The organism is Amycolatopsis sp. FDAARGOS 1241 (genome assembly GCF_016889705.1).
In the GTDB taxonomy this organism is placed as follows: Bacteria; Actinomycetota; Actinomycetes; order Mycobacteriales; family Pseudonocardiaceae; genus Amycolatopsis.
Genome location: NZ_CP069526.1, coordinates 2,362,086 through 2,383,583, shown reverse-complemented (window position 1 = coordinate 2,383,583; position 21,498 = coordinate 2,362,086). Strand labels below are relative to the sequence as shown.

16 protein-coding genes and 2 pseudogenes are annotated in these 21,498 nt (G+C 71.2%); 4 read left to right on the top strand and 14 right to left on the bottom strand.

Annotated features, from left to right (window positions below; genetic code table 11):
* Positions 1–30: 30 nt before the first annotated feature.
* The 11 genes and pseudogenes from I6J71_RS11815 to I6J71_RS11775 form a co-directional block, all read right to left on the bottom strand.
* Complete coding sequence (locus tag I6J71_RS11815) at positions 31–2,589, bottom strand: glycoside hydrolase family 3 C-terminal domain-containing protein (protein WP_204094759.1); 2,559 nt, start codon at positions 2,587–2,589, stop codon at positions 31–33.
* 72 nt (positions 2,590–2,661) lie between these two features.
* The gene (locus I6J71_RS11810) at positions 2,662–5,457 is read right to left on the bottom strand and encodes an alpha-L-rhamnosidase (RefSeq protein WP_204094758.1); all 2,796 of its coding nucleotides are present in this window, start codon (positions 5,455–5,457) and stop codon (positions 2,662–2,664) included.
* A 62-nt stretch (positions 5,458–5,519) separates the two neighbouring features.
* Positions 5,520–8,903, bottom strand: a complete 3,384-nt coding sequence (locus tag I6J71_RS11805; RefSeq protein ID WP_204094757.1) for a glycosyl hydrolase — start codon at positions 8,901–8,903, stop codon at positions 5,520–5,522.
* Positions 8,904–9,348: 445 nt separating this feature from the next.
* Complete coding sequence (locus I6J71_RS11800; protein ID WP_204094756.1) at positions 9,349–9,546, bottom strand: LuxR C-terminal-related transcriptional regulator; 198 nt, start codon at positions 9,544–9,546, stop codon at positions 9,349–9,351.
* A gap of 345 nt (positions 9,547–9,891) precedes the next feature.
* A complete protein-coding gene (locus I6J71_RS11795; protein ID WP_204094755.1) occupies positions 9,892–10,551 on the bottom strand; it encodes an aldo/keto reductase in 660 nt (219 codons plus the stop codon).
* Positions 10,542–10,739, bottom strand: a pseudogene (locus I6J71_RS50560) (aldo/keto reductase); the annotation flags it as partial. The gene I6J71_RS11795 and the pseudogene I6J71_RS50560, both read right to left, overlap by 10 nt.
* 150 nt (positions 10,740–10,889) lie before the next feature.
* Positions 10,890–11,996: an ROK family protein gene (locus tag I6J71_RS11790; RefSeq protein WP_204094754.1), complete on the bottom strand. Its 1,107-nt coding sequence runs from the start codon at positions 11,994–11,996 to the stop codon at positions 10,890–10,892.
* 144 nt (positions 11,997–12,140) lie between these two features.
* Positions 12,141–12,389 (bottom strand): hypothetical protein, encoded by a 249-nt coding sequence (locus I6J71_RS47975; RefSeq protein WP_239154677.1) that lies wholly within the window; start codon positions 12,387–12,389, stop codon positions 12,141–12,143.
* Between the two features lie 101 nt (positions 12,390–12,490).
* Positions 12,491–12,736 (bottom strand): annotated as a pseudogene (locus I6J71_RS50555) (hypothetical protein); the annotation flags it as partial.
* Positions 12,733–13,017, bottom strand: coding sequence for a hypothetical protein (locus tag I6J71_RS11780; protein ID WP_204094752.1), 285 nt, complete (start codon positions 13,015–13,017; stop codon positions 12,733–12,735). The pseudogene I6J71_RS50555 and the gene I6J71_RS11780, both read right to left, overlap by 4 nt.
* On the bottom strand, positions 13,010–13,345 hold the full coding sequence (locus I6J71_RS11775) for an enolase C-terminal domain-like protein (protein WP_204094751.1): 336 nt from the start codon (positions 13,343–13,345) through the stop codon (positions 13,010–13,012). The genes I6J71_RS11780 and I6J71_RS11775 overlap by 8 nt, the downstream gene beginning before the upstream one ends.
* Before the next feature lie 297 nt (positions 13,346–13,642).
* Here I6J71_RS11775 and I6J71_RS11770 point away from each other — a divergent pair, with 297 nt between their 5' ends.
* From I6J71_RS11770 to I6J71_RS11755, 4 genes are all read left to right on the top strand, one after another.
* Complete coding sequence (locus I6J71_RS11770; RefSeq protein WP_239154675.1) at positions 13,643–14,182, top strand: hypothetical protein; 540 nt, start codon at positions 13,643–13,645, stop codon at positions 14,180–14,182.
* A gap of 760 nt (positions 14,183–14,942) precedes the next feature.
* Positions 14,943–15,479, top strand: coding sequence for an alpha/beta fold hydrolase (locus tag I6J71_RS11765; protein WP_204094750.1), 537 nt, complete (start codon positions 14,943–14,945; stop codon positions 15,477–15,479).
* Positions 15,480–15,500: 21 nt separating this feature from the next.
* Positions 15,501–15,674: a hypothetical protein gene (locus tag I6J71_RS11760; RefSeq protein ID WP_204094749.1), complete on the top strand. Its 174-nt coding sequence runs from the start codon at positions 15,501–15,503 to the stop codon at positions 15,672–15,674.
* An 835-nt stretch (positions 15,675–16,509) separates the two neighbouring features.
* Entirely contained in the window at positions 16,510–17,379 is an 870-nt protein-coding gene (locus I6J71_RS11755) for an LLM class F420-dependent oxidoreductase (protein WP_204094748.1), read from the top strand.
* A 759-nt stretch (positions 17,380–18,138) separates the two neighbouring features.
* Here I6J71_RS11755 and I6J71_RS11750 read toward each other — a convergent pair.
* The 3 genes from I6J71_RS11750 to I6J71_RS11740 form a co-directional block, all read right to left on the bottom strand.
* Positions 18,139–18,870 (bottom strand): universal stress protein, encoded by a 732-nt coding sequence (locus I6J71_RS11750; protein ID WP_204094747.1) that lies wholly within the window; start codon positions 18,868–18,870, stop codon positions 18,139–18,141.
* A 1,170-nt stretch (positions 18,871–20,040) separates the two neighbouring features.
* Positions 20,041–20,583 (bottom strand): cysteine hydrolase family protein, encoded by a 543-nt coding sequence (locus tag I6J71_RS11745; protein ID WP_204094746.1) that lies wholly within the window; start codon positions 20,581–20,583, stop codon positions 20,041–20,043.
* 137 nt (positions 20,584–20,720) lie between these two features.
* Positions 20,721–21,485, bottom strand: coding sequence for an IclR family transcriptional regulator (locus I6J71_RS11740; protein ID WP_204094745.1), 765 nt, complete (start codon positions 21,483–21,485; stop codon positions 20,721–20,723).
* Between the last annotated feature and the right edge of the window lie 13 nt (positions 21,486–21,498).

The following is a 21,498-nucleotide window of genomic DNA, read 5'->3' as shown; positions in this document are numbered from 1 at the left end:
ATTCCCCGGCGCCGCTTCAGCTGTGGATTCTCAGGACAGCGACAGGCGTCCCCGCAGCGGGAGATCCGCCGACGAGGTGCCCACACCGACGGTGTAGCTACCGGGCACCACGGTCCAGCCCGTGGTCGAGTCGAGCCAGACCGCGAGATCGTCGCGCGCGACCTCGAGGGTCACCGTGGTGGTCTGGCCCGGTTTCAGGGTGACCTTGGTGAACGCCTTGAGCTGCTGCGCCGGCTCCCGCGCCGCGTCCGGTGCCGCGACGTAGAGCTGGACGACTTCCGACCCGGCCCGGCGGCCGGTGTTGGTGACCGTGGCCTGCGCGCGAAGCCCGCCCGCCGTGCGGGAAAGCCGCAACCCGCCGAGCCGGAAACTCGTGTAGGACAAGCCGAAACCGAAGGGGAACAACGGTTTCTCGCCCGAGTGCTCGTACCAGCGGTAGCCCACCGCGAGGCCTTCGTCGTAGTAGACCTGCACGCCGTCGCCCGGGAATTCGACGGTGGTCTTGGCCGGGCCCTGGTCGTTCGCCGCGGGGAAGGTCTCGGGGAGCCGCCCGCCGGGTTCCTCGTCGCCGAAGAGCATCGCGGCGAGGGCGTTGCCCTGTTCCTGACCGGCATACCAGTTGGCGAGCACGGCCTTCACGCTGCCCAGCCAGGGCATCAGGACCGCACCTGAGGTGTTCAGCACCACGACGGTGTTGGGGTTCGCCTGAGCGACCGCGGTGATGAGCTCGTTCTGGTCGGCGGGCAGCGCCAGGGTGGAGCGGTCCATGCCTTCGCTGGTGACGTCGGCGACCACGACGACGGCGACGTCGGCCGCCCGCGCCGCGGCAGCCGCCGCCTGGTGGAGCTTGTCGTAGCCGGCCTGGGCACCCAGCACGAGCGAGGTGCGCGGCGCGCGGCCGCCGACGGGTGCGGCCGAGACGTAGGTGACCTCCACGGTGTGCTCCCCCGCGGTCAAGTCGACCAGCGCGTTCTGCACGGCTTCGCGGCCCGGCAACGCGGTGAGCACCTCCTTGCCGTCGATGCTGAGTGTCGTCAGCCCCCCGACGCCCAGACTGAAGCGGTAACCCGCGGTTTCGTCCGCGTGGAACGTGCCGGTGTACCGCGCGGACCAGCCGTCGGTCTGGCCGGCGACCGCGGCCGGGGTCGCCGTGATGTTCAGGGCCGGCACGGTTTCGGTCCCGAGTGCGGCACCCGTCAGGTCGGTGGAGGCGTAGTACGTCGCGGTCAGCCCGGCGCCGAACGCGGCGGCCGGGACCACGGGCACCGCGGCGATCCCGAGGGTGCCCGGGCTGTAGGTGACCGGGGTGGAGCCGGCGCGCGCACGGATCCCCGCCAGCGGCGTCACGACGGCGCCGTTGGGGTTGACGCTGCCGGAGCCGCCACCGTGCGTCTGGGCGCCCGCGTCGGCGGCGTTGCCGATGACCGCGATGCTGCGCGGACGCGCCAGCGGCAGCACCCCGTCGTTCTTCAGCAGCACACTGCCTTCGACGCCGATGCGCCGCGCGAGCGCGAGATGAGCCGGGGTCGAGACCACGGTGTCGACGACGGTCGCCGGATCCGGCAGCGGGTGGTCGAACAGCCCGACGCGGATCATCGCCGTGAGCACCTGGGTCACCATGGTGTCGAGCTGCGCTTCGCTGACGCTACCGCTCTGCACGGCGGCCTTGAGCGCGTCGCCGAGGTAGGTACTGCCGGGCATTTCCGTGTCGGAGCCGGCTTTGGCGGTCTGGACGGTGCTGTGCGTACCGCCCCAGTCCGACATCACCATGCCGTCGAAGCCCCACGCGTCGCGCAGCGTGTCCTGCACGTTCACCCGGTTCTCCTGGGCCCAGGTGCCGTTGATCTTGTTGTACGACGTCATGACCGCGCCGACCTGCCCCTGCTGCACCGCCGCCCGGAAGCCGGGGTAGTAGAGCTCCTGCAGCGCGCGGGGCGAGACCACCACGTCGATCGAGTTGCGCAGGATCTCCTGGTTGTTGGCCACGAAGTGCTTCACCGTCGAGATGACGTGGTTGGCCTGGATGCCGCGGATCGTGGCCGCGGCGAGCTGCCCGTTGAGGAACGGGTCTTCGGTGTAGGTCTCGAACGACCGGCCCCAGTGCGGCAACCGGAGGAGGTTGATGCACGGGGCCAGCGCGACGTTGTGGCCCTTGGCCGCTTGCTCGGCGCCGTAGGCCTTGCCGTAGTCGGTCGCGGTGGCCGGGTTCCACGTGGCGGCCAGCGCCTTGGAGTCCGGCCACTGCGTGACGCCGGTCGAGCCGTTGCCGACGCCGCTGGGCCCGTCCGCGAGCCGCAGGGCGGGGATGCCGAGCCGCTCGTTGGCCGGGATGTGGCCGGTGAAGCCCTTCGTCGCCGGAATCCCGTGGCAGTACGCGATCTTCTCGTCGAGAGTCATCTCCGCGACCAGCTGCTTGGCCTGTTTCACCGCTGCCTGCGTCGCGGCGGACGGGGCCGCAGCCGCGGTCACGGAACCGGCGTTCGGCACGGCTGCGGCCTCAGCCGAGCCGGCGGGGATCACCGCAGCGAAGCCCGCGGCGGCGACCCCCGCTCCGGACCACTTCAACATCGAACGACGGGTGACATCCATCGGGTAACTCCTTCGTGGTGGGGGTGGTGAGGGAGAGGACGTGTCCGATGTGGCCGGTCCGGGCGGCCGGGTTCAGATCTCGGCGGAGAAGGTGTAGTCGCCGGCGCCCACGGTGTAGACCGTCTCCGAGCCGCTGCCGCCGGTCATGCGGGCGGTTCCGGCGACCCGGATCTGCCGGTTCGCGGCGACGGGCACGTGCACGGTGGCGGTGGTCCCGGGCGGGACGGTGACGTGGAGCCGGAAGTCGTGACCGGACTTGGTCCAGTCACTGCTGACGGTGCCGTATGGAGTTCGGTAACTGCCCGCCGCGTGGGTCAGGTCGCCGACGAGCGCCGGAGCGATCGTGAGGCTGCGGTAGCCCACCGAGCCTTCGGCCTGCCGGATGCCGGCCACGCCGCGGATGAACCACGCGTCGACCGCGCCGAGGAAGTGGTGGTTCTGCGAGCCGCTCCCGTCGAGGCTTTCGGACAACGTGGTGTGCCCACTGGCGACGAGGTAGCCGTACCCGGGCGAAGTGGGGTTCACGACCAGGTCGTAGATGACGTCGTCGCGGTTGCCGCTCTCCAGCGCGCGGAAGAGCGGTCCCAGCGCGACCGAGCCGGTCGTGATGTGGTTGCCCGACTTGCGAACCGAGGCGACGAGGCGGTTGACCACGGCGGCGCGGTCAGCAGGAGCGACGAGTCCCGCGTCGAGCGCCATGGCATTGGAGGCCTCGCTGTCGCTGCCGTAGTAGACGCCGGCCGCGTCGACGTGGCGGAAGCGCGTCGTGAACTCCGCCGCGAGCTGGGCGGCCAGTGCGTCGTATTTGGCGTGATCGGCGGTCTTGCCGAGGACCTGCGCGATGCTCGCCAGGTCACTCGCCGCGGTGTAGTAGCCCGCGGTGATCGCCAGCTGCATCGGCGTGGTGTTGTCGGTCGCGGACCAGTCACCCAGGCCGGGGATGTCACCGTTGTCGGCGGCTTTGTTCCTGGCTTCGTAGTCGAGCCAGGCGACCATGTTGCCGTAGTAGGTGGCCATCGTGCGGGTGTCGCCGTAGGTGAGGTAGAGCTGCCACGGGATGCGGATCACGGCGCCGCCCCAGTTGACCTCGTCGAGGAACTCGATGGTGCCCTGGGGCCGCGGCAGTGTGGTGGGCGCGACGCGGTGGAACTCGGGTGCGATGTTCGCGATCAGGCCGGGTGATTCGTCGCCGGGTTGCCGCTGCGCGGTGGCCATGTTGCGCACGAGCTGCGGTTCGAACGCGGACATGTCGTAGTCGGTCAGGAGCGCGTCGAGGTTCTGCAGGTTGTCGCCGGTGTAGGGGCCCTTCTCACGGTCCGGGCAGTCGGTCATGACCGATGTCATGTTGCTCTGGATCGCCCGTTCGGTGATCGCGTGGATCCGGTTGAGCAGGTCGCTCGAGGAGGTGAACTCACTCGCGCTCGGGTTCGCCGCGTGGATGACGTCCACGGTCACGGTGTCCTGGGCAGGCGCCGTGCGCAGGCCGCTCACCTGGAGGTAGCGGAAACCGCTGTAGGTGAACTGCGGGTGCCAGGTTTCCCTGCCGTGTCCGGACAAGGTGTAGCGGTAGGCGATCTGGTTGCCGGCCGAGGCGCCGGTGCTGGCGATGTCCAGGCTGCCGTCGGCGGCGAGCTTCTCGGCCGGGATCATGCTCACGGTGTCGCCGGCGCGGCCGGTGACCGAGACGCGTGGCCAGCCGGAGCGGTTGGCGCCGAAGTCCAGAACGTAGGAGCCGTCGGCGAGCTTGCGGACGCTGGTGGGTCGCACCGTCTCCGCCACAGTGATCGGCGGACGCGGGTTGGCGCGCAGCGGCGTGGTGTCGCGGGGTGTGGTGCTCTGCGTGAGCGTCACCGGGCTCGCCTGCTGCCACCCCGCGCCGGCCAGCGCGGCGGCCGACGCCGGCGCGTTCCCGTCGCGACGGGCGTCGTACTCCTCGCCGCTCCACCACGACGAGAAGGTCGTCGGTCCGAGCGCGGTGCGCCAGGTGCCGTCGCTGGAGACGACCTCCCGGTGCCGGTCCTGGTAGGTGATCTCGAGCTGCGCGATGACCTTCGGCTCGCCGTACACCGTGTACTGCTCGAGAGTGCCGCCGAAGAAGTACCGGCCCGGCGTCTTCACGCGCTGGTAGGTGCCGCTGCCGGTCTGCAGGCCGATCGTGTTCGTCCCCGCCCGCAGCGCCCGGGTGAGGTCGTAGGTGCGGTAGTCGACTTCCGCGGTGTAGGTGGTCTGGCCGGGTTCGAGCACGGCGTCGCCGACCGGGCGGCCGTTGAGCGTGGCGGCGTACATGCCCAGGCCGGTCGTGTAGAGACGAGCCTGCTTGACGGCCCCCCGCACGGCGAACACCTTGCCGAACACCGGGAGCGGGGTCTCCTTGCCGTCCGGCTGGGTGTAGTCGTAGGACGGGTTCTCGATCCAGCGCGCCGACCAGTCGGCCGGGGTGAGCAGACCCATCTCCCACGTGGACGGGTCGCTCCACGGCGAGACGCGGCCGGCGGTGTCCCAGGTGCGCACCTGCCACCGGACGCGCTCGCGCGCGTGCAGCGCCGGGCCCGCATAAGCGATGTTCGACGTACTGGCCGAACGCACCCGGCCGCTGTCCCACAGGTCGCGTTCTCGTTGCTGCGAGGGCGATTGCACCGTCGCGCGGATCTCGTAGGCGTCCTGTCCCGACGAGTTCTTCGCCGAAGGGAGCCAGCTGAGCAGCGGCTTGGCCGCGTCGATGCCGATCGGGTCGACGAGGTTCTCGGTCCGCAGGGTGGTCGGTTTCGCCGGACTGCCGCCGCCTGGCACGGCGGCGACGGCCGCCGATCCGGACGCGGCCAGCAGCACGGCGGTGAGGAGGGTCAGTAGGGAGCGCCGGCGGTTCATCACGTGTCCTTTCGGCCGGGCGGTGCTGAGCTCGAGCTGGGGTGTTTCGCGGGCGGACCGGGCTACGTCCGGTTGACGATGCGGACCGGACCGAGGAGGCCGGCCGGTTTGAGTTCGGTCCCGGCAGCGATGTTCTTCAACGGAGGCTGCACGTACGCGATCTGCGTGGCGCCGGCCTGCTGGTCGCCCACCAGCCGGTTGAACCAGCTGTTGGTGACCTTCACCTGAAGCGTGTTGGTTCCGGCGCGCAAGGCGCCGGTGATGTCGAACCGATACGGCGCGCGCCAGGCGATGCCGGCGTCGGCGCCGTTGACCGCGACCTCAGCGATGTCGTGCACTTCGCCCAGGTCCACGAGGAGGCGCCCGCCGCCTTTCGTCCAGTCCGCCGGCACGTCGAAGGTCGTCGAATACGTCGCGGTGCCGGAGAAGTAGCGGATGCCGGGGTCGGTCTCCTGGGAGAACGACCGCAGGAAGGGGAAGTTCGCGCCGGCGGGAGCGCCGGGCCCCGCGGGAAAATCGACTCGCCACGCGCCGGTGACCGCGCCGATCTGCCGTTCGGTGCTCGGCGGGACGGTCTTGGCCCCGGGTTTGCCGTCCGACACGAGGACGAAGACCGAATCGACGGGCCCGAGGTCGACGGTGAGCTGGGTGGCTCCGCTGGTGGCGTCGAAGGTGATCGGAGCCGTCTGCCCGGTCACCGGATCCCAGGTCTCCACCGCGCTGCCCGCCGAGCGCAGCGTCAGCGGGACGGTGGTACGCACATTGCGGCGGTTGACGATGAAATAGACGTCCGCCGAATCCGTGCGGCGGTGGGTCAGCCACAGGGGTTCGTTGGCGGTCAACGGGTCCATGGCGTCGAGCCGGAAGGACCAGTCGGGGGTGACGCCGAGCTCGGCGAGCGCCTCGGCGGCCGTGATCCCGCTGAAGACGCGGCCGGCGCCGACCACCCGAGCGCGCTGATCACCATCGCCCCACAGCCGGGTGGCCAGGTGCTGGAATTCGGCGTCGTCGTCGGCCAGGCTGGGTGAGCCGGCCGGTTTCGGCGCGGCGACGGCCGCCCCGGCGTCGACGAACCCGGCGAGCTTGCGCAGCACGGGCACCGTGATGCGCTGGGCGTCGCCGCCGAGGTAGAGCAGCGCGTACGACTGACCGGAGCGGGTGACGATCCTGCCGTCGCGCACCGACATCTCGGTGAGGAGCACGGTGCCGTTGACGAAGTCGTAGTCGTACCCGGCCGGCTGGTCGTGCTGCCGGAAACTTCGGCCCCACACGCCGGTCGCGGGAGCTTCCTGGCCGTAGAAGTACGCGACGTCGGCGACGTGCGTACCCCGGGACAGCAGCCAGCAGCAGCGCGCGAGGTACGTGGTCCACGGTTTGGCGACCTCGGCCCACGTTTCCAGCCGCGTGAAGAACGAGCCGATGCCGTTGAGGGTGAGGCCCGGGCCCCGGTCAAGCGGCTGGTGCACCGAAGTGTGGATCATGAACCTGGTCGCGCCCTGGGCGAGCATTTCGTCGGCGAGGGGTTTGAGGTCTTTCGGCGTGACGCCCTGCGGGGTGAAGGTGAAGGCCTCCACCGCCGTGTGGGCCCGGCCGAAGACGTGTGCGACCGAGGCGGCACCGCGGGTGTCGACCCGGTAGGTCTCGAACGACTGGTCACCCGGCGCGAACGCTTCGCCGGAGGCGCCCATCGGGATGTCGGCGTACTGGCGCATCTCCAGGTCGTCGCCGAACCAGCCGCGCTTGTCCTCCTGCGCTTCGGCGTAGGTGCGCTGGAGCCCGCGTTTGTGGGCTTCGGCGGGGATGACCCGGTAGTGGTTCTCGGCGAGGAGTTCGTTCAGCGTCCGCCGCCAGTCCCAGAGGAACTTGTCGGCGTCCGCGGCGCTGTCGACCGGCACACCGGTGAGCACCGGCAGGAGCGGAGCCGGATCGTAGCCGCGCCGCTGGTGGAACTCGTCGAGCAGCGATTCCGTCCAGTTCTGGTAGCCGGCCTCGTAACTGTCGTTGAGGAGCCCGGTCAGACCCCTGGCCCCGAACAACTCCTTTCCGGCGGCGTCGGCGAGCTGGTCGAGATAGGTGCCGAGGTACTTCCGGACGCGGCCGGCGTCGAGCTTGTCGACCTCCAGCCCGGTCGCCGCGGCGGACGCCGGGCCGTTCTGATGACCGGTGAGGCTGTAGCCCAGCCGGACCACGACCCAGGTGCCGGCCGGCACCTGCCAGTGCAGGGTTCCGTCGGGCGCCAGCTGCCGGGTCAGATCGACGACGTCGGCGCGGCGCACGGCCGGCGCGCCGCCTTGCGACGGTGTCGCGATCCGGTAGTAGTCGGCCGTCTGGCCGAACCCGGCTTTCACCTCGAACTCGTGGATCGTCGCGACCGTGCGCAGGACGAGGCGGGACAAGGCGATCGGCGCCGGTGAAGGAGCCGTCGAACTCTGGCCGAACACCACCTTGAAGTACTTGGCGGTGGTCTGCGGCACGAACAGCGTGCGCTGCACCCCGCTGTGGATGCCTTGTGCGAGCAAGGTCCACTGCCGTCCGTCACGGCTGCTGTGGACCTGAGCCGACGGCCCGTACTCGACGACGTCGTTCCAGCCGGTGAACGCGGCCCCGGCGGCGATCGTGACGCCGGTGACGGTGACCGGGTGCGGGTATTCGAAGCGCACCCAGGTAGCGGAACCACCGGACGCGGGCAAGTACTGAGGGTCCGCGACCGAAGCGTCCGACAGCTTTGCGACGTCGAGTTCCACGCCGTGGTCGCCGTTCGTCCAAGGGCTGGCTTTCGGATCGGCAAGCAGAGCGCTGGCGAAGATCTTGGGTGCGAGCGCCGCCTGGTTTCGGGTCCCGTCCGGCACGCGGTAGGCGAACACGCGCGCGTCGCGGTAGAAGGTGGGCAGCGGCCTTGTGGTCGCGGACTGCGCGGCCGCGTCGCCGAACTGCCCGGCCACGGCCGGCGGCTGCGGCAGTTTCACCTGCGGCTGCCCGCCTTGCATCCACGTCTCGGTCCAGACGTACTTCTTCATCGCGTCTTCGGCCGTAACCCACGGCCCGCCGGTCTCCGACCACCCGGGCGAACAGGCGACGTCGGCCTCGAGCCCGAGCTGATCGGCCATCTGCATCGCGTACCGGAACGCGGCCTTCCAGCCGTCGGACAGGTAGGGCAAGGGATCGGGCACGACCACCGGAACGCGGCCCGCGCCGTCGAAGTTCACCATGCCGCCGATGCCGGCGCGCTTGAACCACTCGAGGTCGGCCTTGATGCCTTCCCGGGTGATGTTCTGGTTCATCCAGTGCCACCACACCCGCGGCAGGACCTCCGCGGGGGGCGTCCGGAACCCGGCGAGCACGGCCGATCCGTCGAGCGCCGAGGCGAGCCGCGGGCCGGCCGGAAGAGCCGTACCCGAGAGATCCGGCGCCGCGGCGCCGGACGCAGTCCCCGGAACTGCCGCCACACCCGCGCCTCCGAGGGCGGCCGCTGCCGCGCCGCGGAGAAACCCTCGCCTGCTCGTCGACATCGTCGTCCTCGTTCCCGATCGGCGGACACACCTACAGCGGTCCGGAGCTTGCCTTGAGGTCCCGCGACTTGAAACGATTCATCGAATTTAGGAGACAGGCGCGGCAGCGCACAACCCTGCGAAAGTTGCGTTCTCCTCGCCTCAGCGCACCGGAATCCCGACTGAGGAACGGAAAACTCCCCTCGCCGGAGGGCGGGAGGGGTTCAGGACACGAGGCAGCTTCCGGCGGGGACGATCGAGAAGCGGCCGGCTCATTCTGGGATGAATCGTTTTACCCAGCGCGAGATTACGACGGTTGCCGTTGCCGGACAAGGAAGTGTCCGGATCTGGACACGGTCGGCCGAATCTCCGGCGGCAGGTCGGATGAGCGAGGCCACGCCACTCAGAGCAGCCCGCGACGAGCCGCCCACACCACCGCCTGGATGGGGGTCGCGAAGCCCAACCGGTCGCAGATCGAGCGCAGCCGGCGGCGCACCGTGCGATCGGACAGCTCCAGCCGGCGGGCGATGAGGTCCAGCGGCAAGCCTTCGGCGAAGAGCGCCAGCAAGTCGAGTTCTTCGCGTGCGAGCAGATCGTTCACCGGCCCGGCTCCCTCCCCTCGCCCCGCGCTCGCTCCCGCGACCGGATCCCGCCCGGGAACCGGGACGGCGTCACCGGGAAGGTCCGAACCACCGGCCCGGCCTCCAGCGCCGAAGCTTCGATCCGGGTCACAGCGGGCACAGTCCGGGATTCACGGAGCGCGCACACGCGTCGCCGGCCTCCCCTCCCGGATTGAAAGGTTTCACAACCCTGGCGGCGATCACGCTACTATCCCTTGCGAAGCAAAGTCAATGCGAGGCCGAGGCCGTGGTGAAACGTTTTTCACCCTAGTCATCGCGGACCGGAGACGGCGCCGTCCGCGCCGCGGCCGCGCGGAAACGCACCCTCAGCGACCCGACAGCTGCTCCACTTCTGGTGCCGGCAAGCCGGCAGCGACCGCCTCGACGGCCTGGACGAGATGAGCCGGACGACTCGTGCCGACGATGGGAACCAGGTTGGCGCGGAACGAAGTGAGCCAGGCGATGGCGACCTGCTGCACGGTGAAGCCACGCTCGGCCGCGATCCGCGCGAGGTCAGGCAGCTCCGTCTCGAGCTGCTGGGCGCTGGACCTGCCGCCCAGCGGGGAGTACGCGAGGTAGGGAATGCCCTCACGAGCACAGTGGGCGAGGGTCTCGTCGTCCCGCGGGAGCGGCGAGTAGCGGTTCTGCACCGCGTCGATCACGGTGATCGTGCGAGCTTTGTCAAGCTGTGCCACGGTCACGTTGCACAAACCGACGCAGCGGATCTTGCCCTCGTCCCGCAGTGCCGCGAGCTCGCCGACGCTCTCCTCGAACACGGTCGACGGGTCGTCCGCGCGGTGCAGCTGGTACAGGTCCAGCCGATCGCGGCCGAGCGTGCGCAGGCTCTGCTCGCAGTCGTGCCGCAGGGCTGCCGGGGACCCGTCGACGGGGAATTCCGTGGGCCCGCTGCGGAAGTGCCGCCCTTGGTCGCGACGAAGACCGATGCACCGTCCGGGTGCGCGGCCGGCGCCTTGCCGATCAGCCACTCGTTGTGGGAAGGATGATCGGCTGTGGTGTAGGCGCGAGCGGTGTCGATCAGCGTGACCCCGTGGTCGATCGCCGCGTGAATCGTGGCGATCGCGCCGTCGCCGTCCCGTTCGTCCGCGAGGGACCAGCCGGCGCCGCCGAACGACAGCCGGCTGACCGGTGTCCCGCCGATCCGGATCCGTGGCATCGCCCCGATGGTCATCTGGTGCTTCCCTCCCGCAGCCCTAGTTCGACGTCTGGGGCAGCCGGTGCCGATCGGCCAGCGCCCGGCGCGTGGAGTCGAGCGCCAGCGTCACCGCGCCGACGACCTAGGCCCGTCTGCCCAGCGAAGACCGCATCAGCCGCAGTCCGTCGGTGATGGCCGGCTGGGCGTAGCGGTGCAAGCTGTCGCCGACGGCGTCCACGAGCACGTCCCCGCTTCGCTGACCAGACCACCCAGCACCACGGCGCCCGGGTTCAGGCTCGCGCACAGGTCCGCGATCGCCCGGCCGAGGGTCCGGCCGGCGTCGGAGACGATGCGGTGGGCCAGCGGATCGCCGGCGCGCACGAGCCGCACCACCTCCTCGAGCGTCAGCGGCTCGGGACGGGTTGGCTGGAGCAGCTCGATGAACCGCCGCCCGGACGCGACGGTGTCGAGGCAGCCGCGGCTCCCGCACCAGCACAGCGCGCCGTCCTCGTCGACCAGCACGTGCCCGATCTCGCCGGCGATGCCCGCGGCGCCCCGGTAGAGCCGGCCGTTCAGCACGAGCCCGGCGCCGATGCCGCTCGAGACCTTGACGTAGAAGACGTCGTCCACGCCGCGCGCCGCGCCCTCCCGAGCTTCGGCGAGCGCACCGAGGTTGGCGTTGTTCTCCAGGGAAACGGGAATGCCGATGCGGTCTTCGAGTTCGGTCGCCGGGACCATCCCGACCCCGCTGTTGAGCACCCGGCCGAGGGTGATGCTCCCCGTCGCGCGGTTGACCGGTGCGGGCAGGCCGACGACGACCTTCCGGACCACTCCGCGGTCGACACCGGCTTCCGCGGTCAACGCGGTCACGAGCTCGGCGGCCGTCGAGAGCGATTCGGCCGCGAAGTCGTCAACCTGCATGGACACGAGCCGCTCCGCGAGGATCCGGCCCGACAGGTCCGCCACTGCGGCCCGGATGTGCGTGCGGCCGAAATCCACCCCGACCACGACGTCACTGGGCTGGGCGAGCTTGAGCAGCGCGGGCGGGCGCCCGCTGTGCGCGGCCCGCACATCCGGATCGGGCGAGTCCTCGACGACGGTTCCCTCAGCGATCAGATCGCTCACCACGGCCCACACCGACGTGCGCGAACGCCCGGTGACCTCGCCCAGCCGCGCGCGGCTGATCGGCCCGTAACGGCTCAGCGCGAACAAAACCTGCTCTCGCTGCTGCGGTGTCCCCGAGGTCGCGTGGGAAGACCGAGCCGGTCCGTTGCTCACTCTCCACCCCCGTTGGTGTGTCCCGGCGTGCCAGCGTAACCGCGTGTTGCCGCCACGAGGCTCACGTACCTGTCGTCGCGGCGGTCCGCTCGAACACCCGGTGCGTCTTCGCCCATCTGGTGAACTCCGCCAGGTTGGCCGAGGTCACGACCTGCGGTGCCGGTCGCCGCTGGCTGAGCTAGCGCGGGCCGGGTCGAAGCCCAGCAGGGTCAGCGCTTCCGCGGTGCCGAGCCGCGCGACCATCGCGATCGCCGCGGCCGCGTAATAGCCGAAGTAGTACTCGCGGATCCAGATGCTCGCCGCAACCGTGCCGCGGGCGATCGCGGCCGCCGTCTCGGGCAACATGTTGTTTCCGATAATGACGATCTCCCCCGCCCGGCCCGCGTCTTCCACGACCGCGGCCTGGACCGGGCGTGGTAGCCGTAGCCCCCGTAGCAACCGGCGAAACCGAGGTCCTCGGCCAGCGCGGCGCGCGCGTTCGCGGTGGCCAGGCCGATCCGTTCGCCGTCGTCCTCACCGCCGACGACCTCGAGACCGGCCTGCACCGTCACCTCCAGGAAGCCCCGCAGTTTGCCCACGGCCCCGGGTGCCTTGGCGGAACCGGTCTGGACCAGGATCCGGGGCCCTGCCGGCACGCGCTCCGTCATCAGCCGGCCCGCTTGCCGGCCGAGCTCGACCGCCTCCGGCATCCCGACGAAGAGCGACCGGCCACTGCGCGGCGCGTCGAGGTCGAACGTCACCACAGGTACGCCGGCCGCGGTCGCTTCGGCCACGACGTCGTCGACGCCGTCTCGTCACTGGCCACGAACGCCACCCCGTCGACACCCGCCGCGAGGTGCCGGCGGATCGCGCCGACTTGGTCGCCGACCGCTTCGTAGACCGGGGCCTCGATGATCAGGTCCAGCCCGAGCCGCTCCGCCGCGTCACGCCAGCCGGCGTTCACCATGTCCCAGTAGGGGCCCCGGTTCTTCTCGACCACCGTGATCCGCAACCTGCGCCCGTGGCCGCCGTGCTCACGCATACGCGTACCGCACCGCAGTCGATTCGACGTCCACGTCGAGAGCCGACTCCGTGCCGATCCCGAGTCCGGGCCGGTCGCTCACGTCCGCGATCCCGTCGGTGATCGTGACCCCTCCGTTCGCGACGATGTCCTGTTCGAACAAGGTGTGGCAGGCGACCCCGGTGTACAACGGGTTGCGCGAGGCCACGGCCAGGTGGGCGACGGCGGTGTTGGCGATCTTCATCTCGTTGATCTCGTCCACGATGTAGTCGATGTTGTGCGCTTCGGCGACGCGGATCATCTGCTGGCACTTCTGCACTCCGCCGACGCGGCTGATCTTCAGGCTCAATCAGCCAGCCCCAGCGGAAACTGCTGCCCAATTATGTTCGATATACGTCTTCCTTGAACATATTTGCTGGTCGGAGCGGGAACTTGGCCAGCACGCCGTCCTGAAGAGCGTGCTCCTCGGCAGGCAGCACGCAGCCAGGTCGAATGCGGCCAAGCCGCGCGCCGGACGGCCGGATCGGCGAATGTCCTACCACCGCAACCACTTCCGGCTGCCGCGCACGGGTGCCCGGCAGCCGGGACAAGGACCTCGTCCGGTGCGGGTGATGTCACGGCTCGCCCGCAGGCAGAGAGTGGGTGGATGGATTCCGGTGCGGAGGCGGCCTCGTCGCCCGATCGGCCGCGGCCGGCGGCGCGCGGACGGATTGCGGGGCGCCGGCGCGCCGCCGGCATCTACGGCGCGATCGTGACGGCAGCGATCCTCACGGCGGCCGGCGGCCGGATCCCGACGGGGGCGCTCGCGCTGGCCGTGGTGGTCACCCTGATCGTCTACTGGGCGGCCGAGGAGTACGCCGAGCTGCTCGGGCAGCAGGTGGAGCGCGGGAAGCTGCCGACGGCGAGGCACGTGCGGACGGAACTCGCCGTCACCTGGCCCATGGTCAGCGCGTCGTACGGGCCCCTGCTGGCACTGCTGGCGGCTTGGCTGGCCGGCGCGTCTGACACGGTTGCCGCCAACACCGGGCTCGTGGTCGCGGTCGTGCTGCTCGTCTACCACGCGTGGTCGGCGGGTCGCGCCGCGCAGTTGCGTGGGCGGCAGCTGATCGTCACGACGTTTTCGGCGGCGGCGCTGGGAATCCTGATGATCGTGCTCAAGAACTTCGTGCTGCTCAACCTGCACTGACAACCGATCCCCGGGCGCCGGTCCGCGGCCACGTGGTACCCCGCGAACTTGCCCTGCGGCAGCGCGCGCCGGCAGCTCTGCATTGCGACCCGGCCCTCCGGGGCGGCCGGTTCCTCAGCGGCGTCCCCCTCCTCGACGCCGCGCACGCGCAGGTGTTCGCCGACGTCGAGGCGGCCGACGCGGTTCGTCTCGGCCGAGATGAACGAGGTCAGCGGGCTGGCCATCACCCCCGCGATCCACCCGACCGTGGCTTTGCGTCAGCACCGCGCTGCCGCAAAGCCACGGTGCCGCAAAACCACGGTGCCTTCTCGATCGCCGGGCGCGACCCCTCGCCGACCTCCGGTCCGACGGCGTCGCGCCGCTCCACGAGACGGCGCTGCCGGCCGGCGCCGGCTCCGCGAGGCGGCCACCGATCGGGCCGAGCACCCGGTCGAGCGGCACACGCGCGCGCTGCGGGTCGGCCCCGGAGAGCCGCGACCGCAGGACCAGGTCGTCACCGGCATCGACCACCGTGACCGGCAAGTCCTGTTCGGACGTTTCCTGGTCCGTGCCGCAGCTTCGCGGCACTCCACATCCCCGGCGAAGCCGCCCACCTATGTCAGGCCCGGACAGATTTCCCTCCTGCGCACTCGAGCACGTCTTCGTGCGCCGCGACGAAGAATCTCAATAACCTGGATATTTTGTGTCAACGATATGCGGAGATTGTTCTGCACACGAGAATTCCCGCTCCGCGGCGCTCAGCGGTGATGAGTGTGCGCCCATGCCAATCTTCGTTCTCGTCCACGGCTCGTGGCACGACGGAACCCTGTGGGCGGACGTCGCCGCCCGCCTCACCGAGCAGGGCCACGAGGTCCACTGCCCCACCGTCGCCGGGCACGGTCCGGGTGACGCGCGCGACGTGAGCCACGACGACTGCGTCGCGTCGATCACGACCTACCTCGACGAGCACGAGCTCGACGACTTCGTCCTGGTCGGCCACAGCTTGGGCGGCAGCGTCATCGCCCGCGTCGCCGAACGCGTGCCCGACCGGATCCGGCGGCTGGTCTTCTTCAACGCCTTCGTGCCGGCGAACGGCACCAGCGTCCTGGACAACACCCCGCTCGCCTACCAGGAGCTGTTCCCCCAGCTGGCCGCGCAGACGACGGCCAACACGGTCATGCTGCCCTTCGAAGTCTGGCGCGACGCGTTCATCGGCGACGCCGACCTCGCGCGAGCGCAGGAGACCTACGACCTGCTCACCCCGAGCCGCTGCGCCCGACAGCCGAGAAGCCGGACCTCACGAAGTTCTACACGTTGAACCACATCCCCCCGCACCTACGTGCTGTCCGATGAGGACTCGGCCCTCCCGCCCGGCGACCCGGACCACGGTCACCTCGCCAACGCCCGCCGCCTGGGCGCCTTACGCCTGGTGACCCTCGAAGGTTCACACGAGGTCATGTTCACCAACCCCGCGCTCCTGGCCCGCAAACTCGAGCTCGCCGGCCGGGACTGACCGCGCGGGTGCCCCCACCGCCCACGTATTCGGTGGGCGTGCAGCCGGCGAGGTCGCGGAAATCGCGGTTGAGGTGCGGCTGGTCCGGCGGGTCGAGATGCGATCCGGGCGGCCGTGCGGTGGCCCGCGGCGTCGTCCACATCACCGGCCGGCGCCGCGGCGCACTTCCGGAGGGCCTTCCCCGCGCCGAGGCCGGGGCCCGGCCCGAAGCGGGCCACCACCTCCACGTGGAGCCCGAAGACCGGCGACACGCGATCAGCACGGTGCCGCCGGACCGAGACGGTCACCCTTCGGGCGGTCCCACCGTGATCAGCCGGCCGTTCACATGTTCCGCCGCCGGAGTGGTGGTCACGGCCGGTTCGAACGGCGCGACGGCACAGCGGACCGCGGAGGAGATCGCCGCGCTCGGGGTGCCGGCGCTCGGGCTGGTCGCCGACGTCGTAGTGGCTGGGCGAGATCGCCACCCCGATCCGAAGCTGCGCTTCGCAGCCGAGTGCGAATACGTCCTGAGACAGGAGGCCAACACAGTCCTGCGGCCGCGCGAATGCGAAGAAAATCTCCAGGTCGTGGAAGGACACGTCGTCGGCGCCGTCGATCACCCTCCATTGCTACTCGACCTCGGTGCCCACGTACGTGCCCGACCGCCCGGCCGGCACACGCGTCGCCGGACGTGCTCGACCGCTGCCCGGCTCGTAGCTCCACAATGGACCGTCCAGACCAGCCGATTGAGCCTTCACCGGGTTCCCGCACGGTCTCGGCGGCAAGTAACCGTCCGGCTGCGGTACCAGGCGGATCGTGGCGCCGTCGACAGCCCGTTTTGTGCCATGCTGGTCGGATGCAGGTCGGTCTGCACGCTCTGGGGATCGGCGCGGGTGCGCGCCGGTCCGTCATCGACGCCGTGGCCGCCGCGGCGGAATCGTGCGGGTTCGCCACGCTGTGGTCGGGCGAACACGTCGTGATGGTCGACGACAGCTCGTCGCACTACCCGTACTCGGCCGACGGGCGGATCGCCGTGCCGGCGGCCGCCGACTGGCTCGACCCCATGGTGGGACTCAGCTTCGTCGCCGCGGCCACGTCGACGATCGGCCTCGCGACGGGCGTTCTGCTGCTGCCGGAACACAATCCGGTCGTCGTCGCCAAGCAGGCGGCCAGTCTCGACCGGCTCTGCGGCGGCCGGCTCACCCTCGGCGTCGGCGTGGGCTGGTCGCGCGAGGAGTTCGACGCACTCGGCGTGCCCTTCGCGCGGCGCGCGGCGCGGGCCGAAGAGTACGTCGCCGCGATGCGCACGCTGTGGCGCGACGACGTCGCCTCGTTCGAAGGCGAGTTCATCCACTTCGACTCCGTTCGCGTCAACCCGAAGCCCACCCGGTCCGCCACGGTCCCGATCGTGTTCGGTGGCAACAGCGACTCGGCCCTGCGCCGCGCCGCCGCCCACGGCGACGGCTGGTACGGCTTCAACCTCGACGACCTCGACCACGTCACCGACCGCGTCGGATTCCTGCGCGCGCAGTGCCGGGAGTCCGGCCGCGACCTCGCGCAGCTGCGCGTCGCCGTTGCCCTGCGTGACCCGCGGCCCGGCGACGTCGCGAAACTCGCCGAACTGGGCGTGGACGAATTGGTGATCGTCGACGGCCCGCCCGAGGACCCGAGCCTTGCCAAGGAGTGGGTGAACGCCCTCGCCGGGCGCTGGCTGGCCGCCGCGTGACGCGGGCTGCGCCGATTCCAGGCGTGCCGCCGTCGTCGCGCTGGTGACGGTACTGACCGCATGCGACCTCAGGCGAGCGCGATCGACCTACCGGCGCGCGGCGAAGTGCCGGCGCTGTACGGCGGCACCGCCGGCATGTACGCCGATCCGGACAACCCGGCGGCGGTGTGGCTGCCCAGGGCCCCTTCGGGACCACAGTTCGGCCCGGATGCCACGCTGTGTCGCTTCGACTGGTCCGCTCCCTGCGACCCCTACGGCGCCTGCCACTGCCTCGACCTCCCGTTCCTGTTCGGCAACCACGGCGAGTTCCCGAACGCTGCCATGCTCGACGACGCGTCCGCGGGAATCGCCGACGTCACCGACCTCCGTCGCGTCTGGGCTTCGTTCCGCCACGGCGAACGTCCGGTGATCGAAAGCCCGTTTCTGAAGCTCAGTCGTCGCGATGTCTGGCCACCTCCTCGAGCCGTCCGGCCAGAAACGTCCGTTCGACCTCGTTGCCGGTCGTCGCCATGGCCTCTTCGTAGGCCGTCGCCGCCGTCTGCCCACCGGCCGAGCCGGCGCAGGAAGTCGGCGCGGGCCGCGCTCAGGTAGGCGTAGGTGCTCCTCGGCCGGCCGGGGCGCCGGCGCCGGGAGTCCGGCCCCCGGGCCGTCCTGGAAGCCGATCGCGACGGCGCGGTTCAGCTCGACGACACGGTCTGCCGGCAGCAGAAGGCGCTCCCGCGGGTCGGCCCGGTGCGGGCTCCGCACCGGGACCCACCGTCAGCGACGAGTTCGGCCCCGGGCACCGACGAGCAGCAGCGGCGCCGTGTGAGCGCGGCGGGTGAGGGTGCGGGTGCGCGCGGCCGAGGTGAGCTCGTAGGTCACCCGGACGTCCGGATAGGACACCAGCCAGTCCCCCAGCTCCGCGACGGCGAAGGCGGCGAGGTCGGCCGCGGGGGGTCGGGGCGCGATGAGCCGCCGTGCGGAGGTGGTGTGCAGCACGTGCAGGCCCACTCCGGCCGAGCGGGCGAGCCCGAAGGCGAGCGCCAGCTCCGCGGGGCGCACCTGCCGGGAGTCGATCTCGACGACCACCGGGCCGTCAGGTTCCGGCTCGCGCGGTCCGCCGGCGAAGGCCAGCGGGCGGCCCGCGGCGCGCACGAGGCCCCGCACCGGAACGCCGGGCCCGGCCGCGACCACGATCAGCGCGGCGTCGAGCTCGTCCGCGCAGACCAGCAGCTCGCTGGCGCCGTCCGCGACGTGGCCGAACACGTTGAGCGAGGGCCGGCCGGCGGTGGCCCTGGCGACCACCTCGTCGACGCAGCTCTCCGGCACCAGGCGCACCAGCCCGGCGGCGGGGTCGAGCGCGGCCGGCCACCAGGTCGTGGTCACGACCACGAGGTCCACGCCCCGGCTCGCGGCGGCGGCCGCGGCCCACGAGACGGCCTGCCCGGCCGCCGGGCTGCCGTCGAAGGCGACGACGACCGCGCCGCGAGCGAGTTCCGCACCGTCCACTTCCGCGCAGGCTCCTTCGTGCTCAAGGGACGCCCGGGTGGCGGCGTCCCCTCCTTCCGCCGGGTTCGGTTCACGAGCAACGCACGCCGGGCGGCTCTCACGTGGTAGCGCGTCGCGGCCGCCTCCGGGTTCCGGGTGATGCCGGCCGGCAGGATCGCCTGGTGCTCGCCGAGGGAACCGGCACGGGGGTGGCGGACCGAGATGTCAAGGGGGCACGACCGGCTTCGCGACTGCCGCCCCCGCGTTGCCCGGGGACGCCGCGTTGCCGAGGTGGTCCAGCAGCACCGGCACGACCGGAAAGCGCAGCACAGACGTCCGGCGACGAGATCTCGGTGCTCGGCAAAGCCGTCTCCCCCGCCGGGGCCCGGCGCAACGCCGCGCCCGAGTACCGGCCGATCGCGACGGTGCCGCAGTCCTACGGGATCTGGCCGCACCCGAAACTGCCGACAACGTGTCCTGCCGGCGGGCGATCCACCGTCCAAGGTGGACGGCAACCAGCGGACGCAACTGCGGTCCTGTCGGCGGGAGTTCGGCGCCATCGACGTCACCCACAACCAGGTTGGCAGCGTGGCGGAAGTGCGGACGGGTATCGGGTTGCTGCGATGCGCGTGGTGCGCCCCCGAGGCCCGGGTGAGACCCGGATCCGCGCTCTCCGCGCCGAGCGGGTGCTGTTCCCTCCCACCACCATCGCCGGGTCTGCCTCCCGCTCCGTCGCGTTCGATCGCAAGATCCTACGACGTGCGGACCCGCTGCCCGGCTCCAGCGGCTCGGCCGTTCCTCGCACGGCGAAAATCGTCGGTGGCGCGGGCTGGGGTCGGGCCCGTGTACCCGATCGATTTCGTCGAGTTCCCGTCCGCGTCGGCCGCCGCGGACGGACGGTTCTTCGAGCAGGCGTCCGGCTGGACGGCGACGCCGTACGGCCCCGACTACGCCGACGTCCGGGGAGCCGATCCCACGCTCGGGTTCCCAGCGGACGCGGCCGAACAGCCGGCCGCGCCCCTGGTGGTGATGCGCACCGACGGCCTCGCGCACGCGCAGCAGGCCGTCGTGAACGCGGGCGGCGTCATCACAGCCGAGCCCCTTCGCCATCCCGAGCGGGCGGCGCTTCCACTTCCGGGAGCCCGGTGGCGGGCCAGCTGGCGGTGTGGGGCTCGACGACCTGACCGGGCGCTACCGCCACTGCGCGCAGGACACCGTGGCGAAGCCGCGGCTCGGGAAGACCTTCTGCAGGAAGAAGTCGTGCACGGCCGGGTCCGCGTCGGCGCAGCCGTCGGACAACACCGTGACGTGGTACCCGCGGTCGGCGGCGTCGTAGCAGGTCGCGGCGACCATCGCGCTGGTGGCGACGCCCGCGACGGCGAGCTCGGCCACTCCCTGCGCGCGGAGCACCAGGTCGAGGTCGGTGCCCGCGAAAGCGCTGGTCCGGCGTTTGAGCACCACCACGTCGGCTTCCTGCACCGGCAGATCCACTTCGGTGCCCGGTGCGCCTTCGTGGAAGCTGTCCCCGGCGCCGTAGAAATACGCGAACGGCGTGTCGCCCGGCGGCAGGTCGGCGCGGTTGACGCGAAAGGCCGTGTGGACGAACACGACGAGCGTCCCTGCGCCGCGGGCCCGGGGCAGCAGTTCGACCAGGGGGACCGCGACGTTCCTGGCGAACGCGTACCGGCCGGTGATGCCGCGCTGGATGTCCCCCACGACGAGTGCGCTTTTCATGCCCTCAGCTTCCTCCACCCGGCGGCCCGCGGTCACCAGCACGGCATCGCGATGGGCGCCACGAGGTACGGGATCGCGGACAACAGAACGCTGGTCAGGGCCTGCCGCACGGTGGCCAGCGCACGACCGGCGGGTGGCTACCCTCCGGCCGAGCCGAGCTGCCCGGTGAGGTGGTGGGCTTCCCACAGCAGCAGAGGACCGAGCTCGGCCCGGCGCTGCTCGGGGAAGCGGAACTCGACGCCGGTCACGGCGAGGGCCCACGCTGGGGTGCCGGCACGGTTGAACACGGCGGCGGCCAGGCCCCAGCTGCCTTCGACGACCAGCCCGGGGTTGAGCGCGAAACCCGCCTTTCGCGTGCGCGTGATCCGGGCGCGGAGGGCGTCCGCGCCGTGCTCGGGTCCCCACTTGGCGGTGAGGTCGACGCGGGCCAGGTAGTCGTCGATCTCGTGGTCGGGCAGCATCGCCAGCACGACGAGGCCGGCCGAGACCACGCCGAGGGGGAACAGCGCGCCCTCGTACAGCACGAAGGAGCGGATCGGAAAGCTGCCGTCTTCGCGCACCAGGCACACGGTCTCCTCGCCCCGGCGGGCGGAGAAGAACGCGCTCTCCCCCGTCGCTTCGGCCAAGCGGTGCACGCTGGCGCGCGCGTGCTCGGTCACGTCGTAGCGCTGGGCGGCGACCTCCCCGAGCAAGTACAGCTCCGGGCCCAGGTGCCACTGCCCGCTGCGGTGCTCCCGGTCGACGAACCCCTCCTCGGCCAGTGCGGTGAGCAGGCGGTGCGCGGTCGGGCGAGCCAGCCCGGCGGCACGCGCCACCTCCGACCTGGTCGAGCCTTCGCCGTTCGACAGCGCGCGCAGCACCGTCGCCACGCGGCCGATCAGGTGGGCGGGCGGGTTCGTCATGGCCCCAGCTGAC

What these genes read in the sequence shown, in the direction of transcription:
- I6J71_RS11815 (WP_204094759.1), bottom strand. Translation starts at nt 2,589, where the DNA reads ATGGATGTCACCCGTCGTTCGATGTTGAAGTGGTCCGGAGCGGGGGTC.
- I6J71_RS11810 (WP_204094758.1), bottom strand. Translation starts at nt 5,457, where the DNA reads ATGAACCGCCGGCGCTCCCTACTGACCCTCCTCACCGCCGTGCTGCTG.
- I6J71_RS11780 (WP_204094752.1), bottom strand. Translation starts at nt 13,017, where the DNA reads ATGCGTGAGCACGGCGGCCACGGGCGCAGGTTGCGGATCACGGTGGTC.
- I6J71_RS11770 (WP_239154675.1), top strand. Translation starts at nt 13,643, where the DNA reads ATGGATTCCGGTGCGGAGGCGGCCTCGTCGCCCGATCGGCCGCGGCCG.
- I6J71_RS11765 (WP_204094750.1), top strand. Translation starts at nt 14,943, where the DNA reads ATGCCAATCTTCGTTCTCGTCCACGGCTCGTGGCACGACGGAACCCTG.
- I6J71_RS11755 (WP_204094748.1), top strand. Translation starts at nt 16,510, where the DNA reads ATGCAGGTCGGTCTGCACGCTCTGGGGATCGGCGCGGGTGCGCGCCGG.
- I6J71_RS11745 (WP_204094746.1), bottom strand. Translation starts at nt 20,583, where the DNA reads ATGAAAAGCGCACTCGTCGTGGGGGACATCCAGCGCGGCATCACCGGC.
- I6J71_RS11740 (WP_204094745.1), bottom strand. Translation starts at nt 21,485, where the DNA reads ATGACGAACCCGCCCGCCCACCTGATCGGCCGCGTGGCGACGGTGCTG.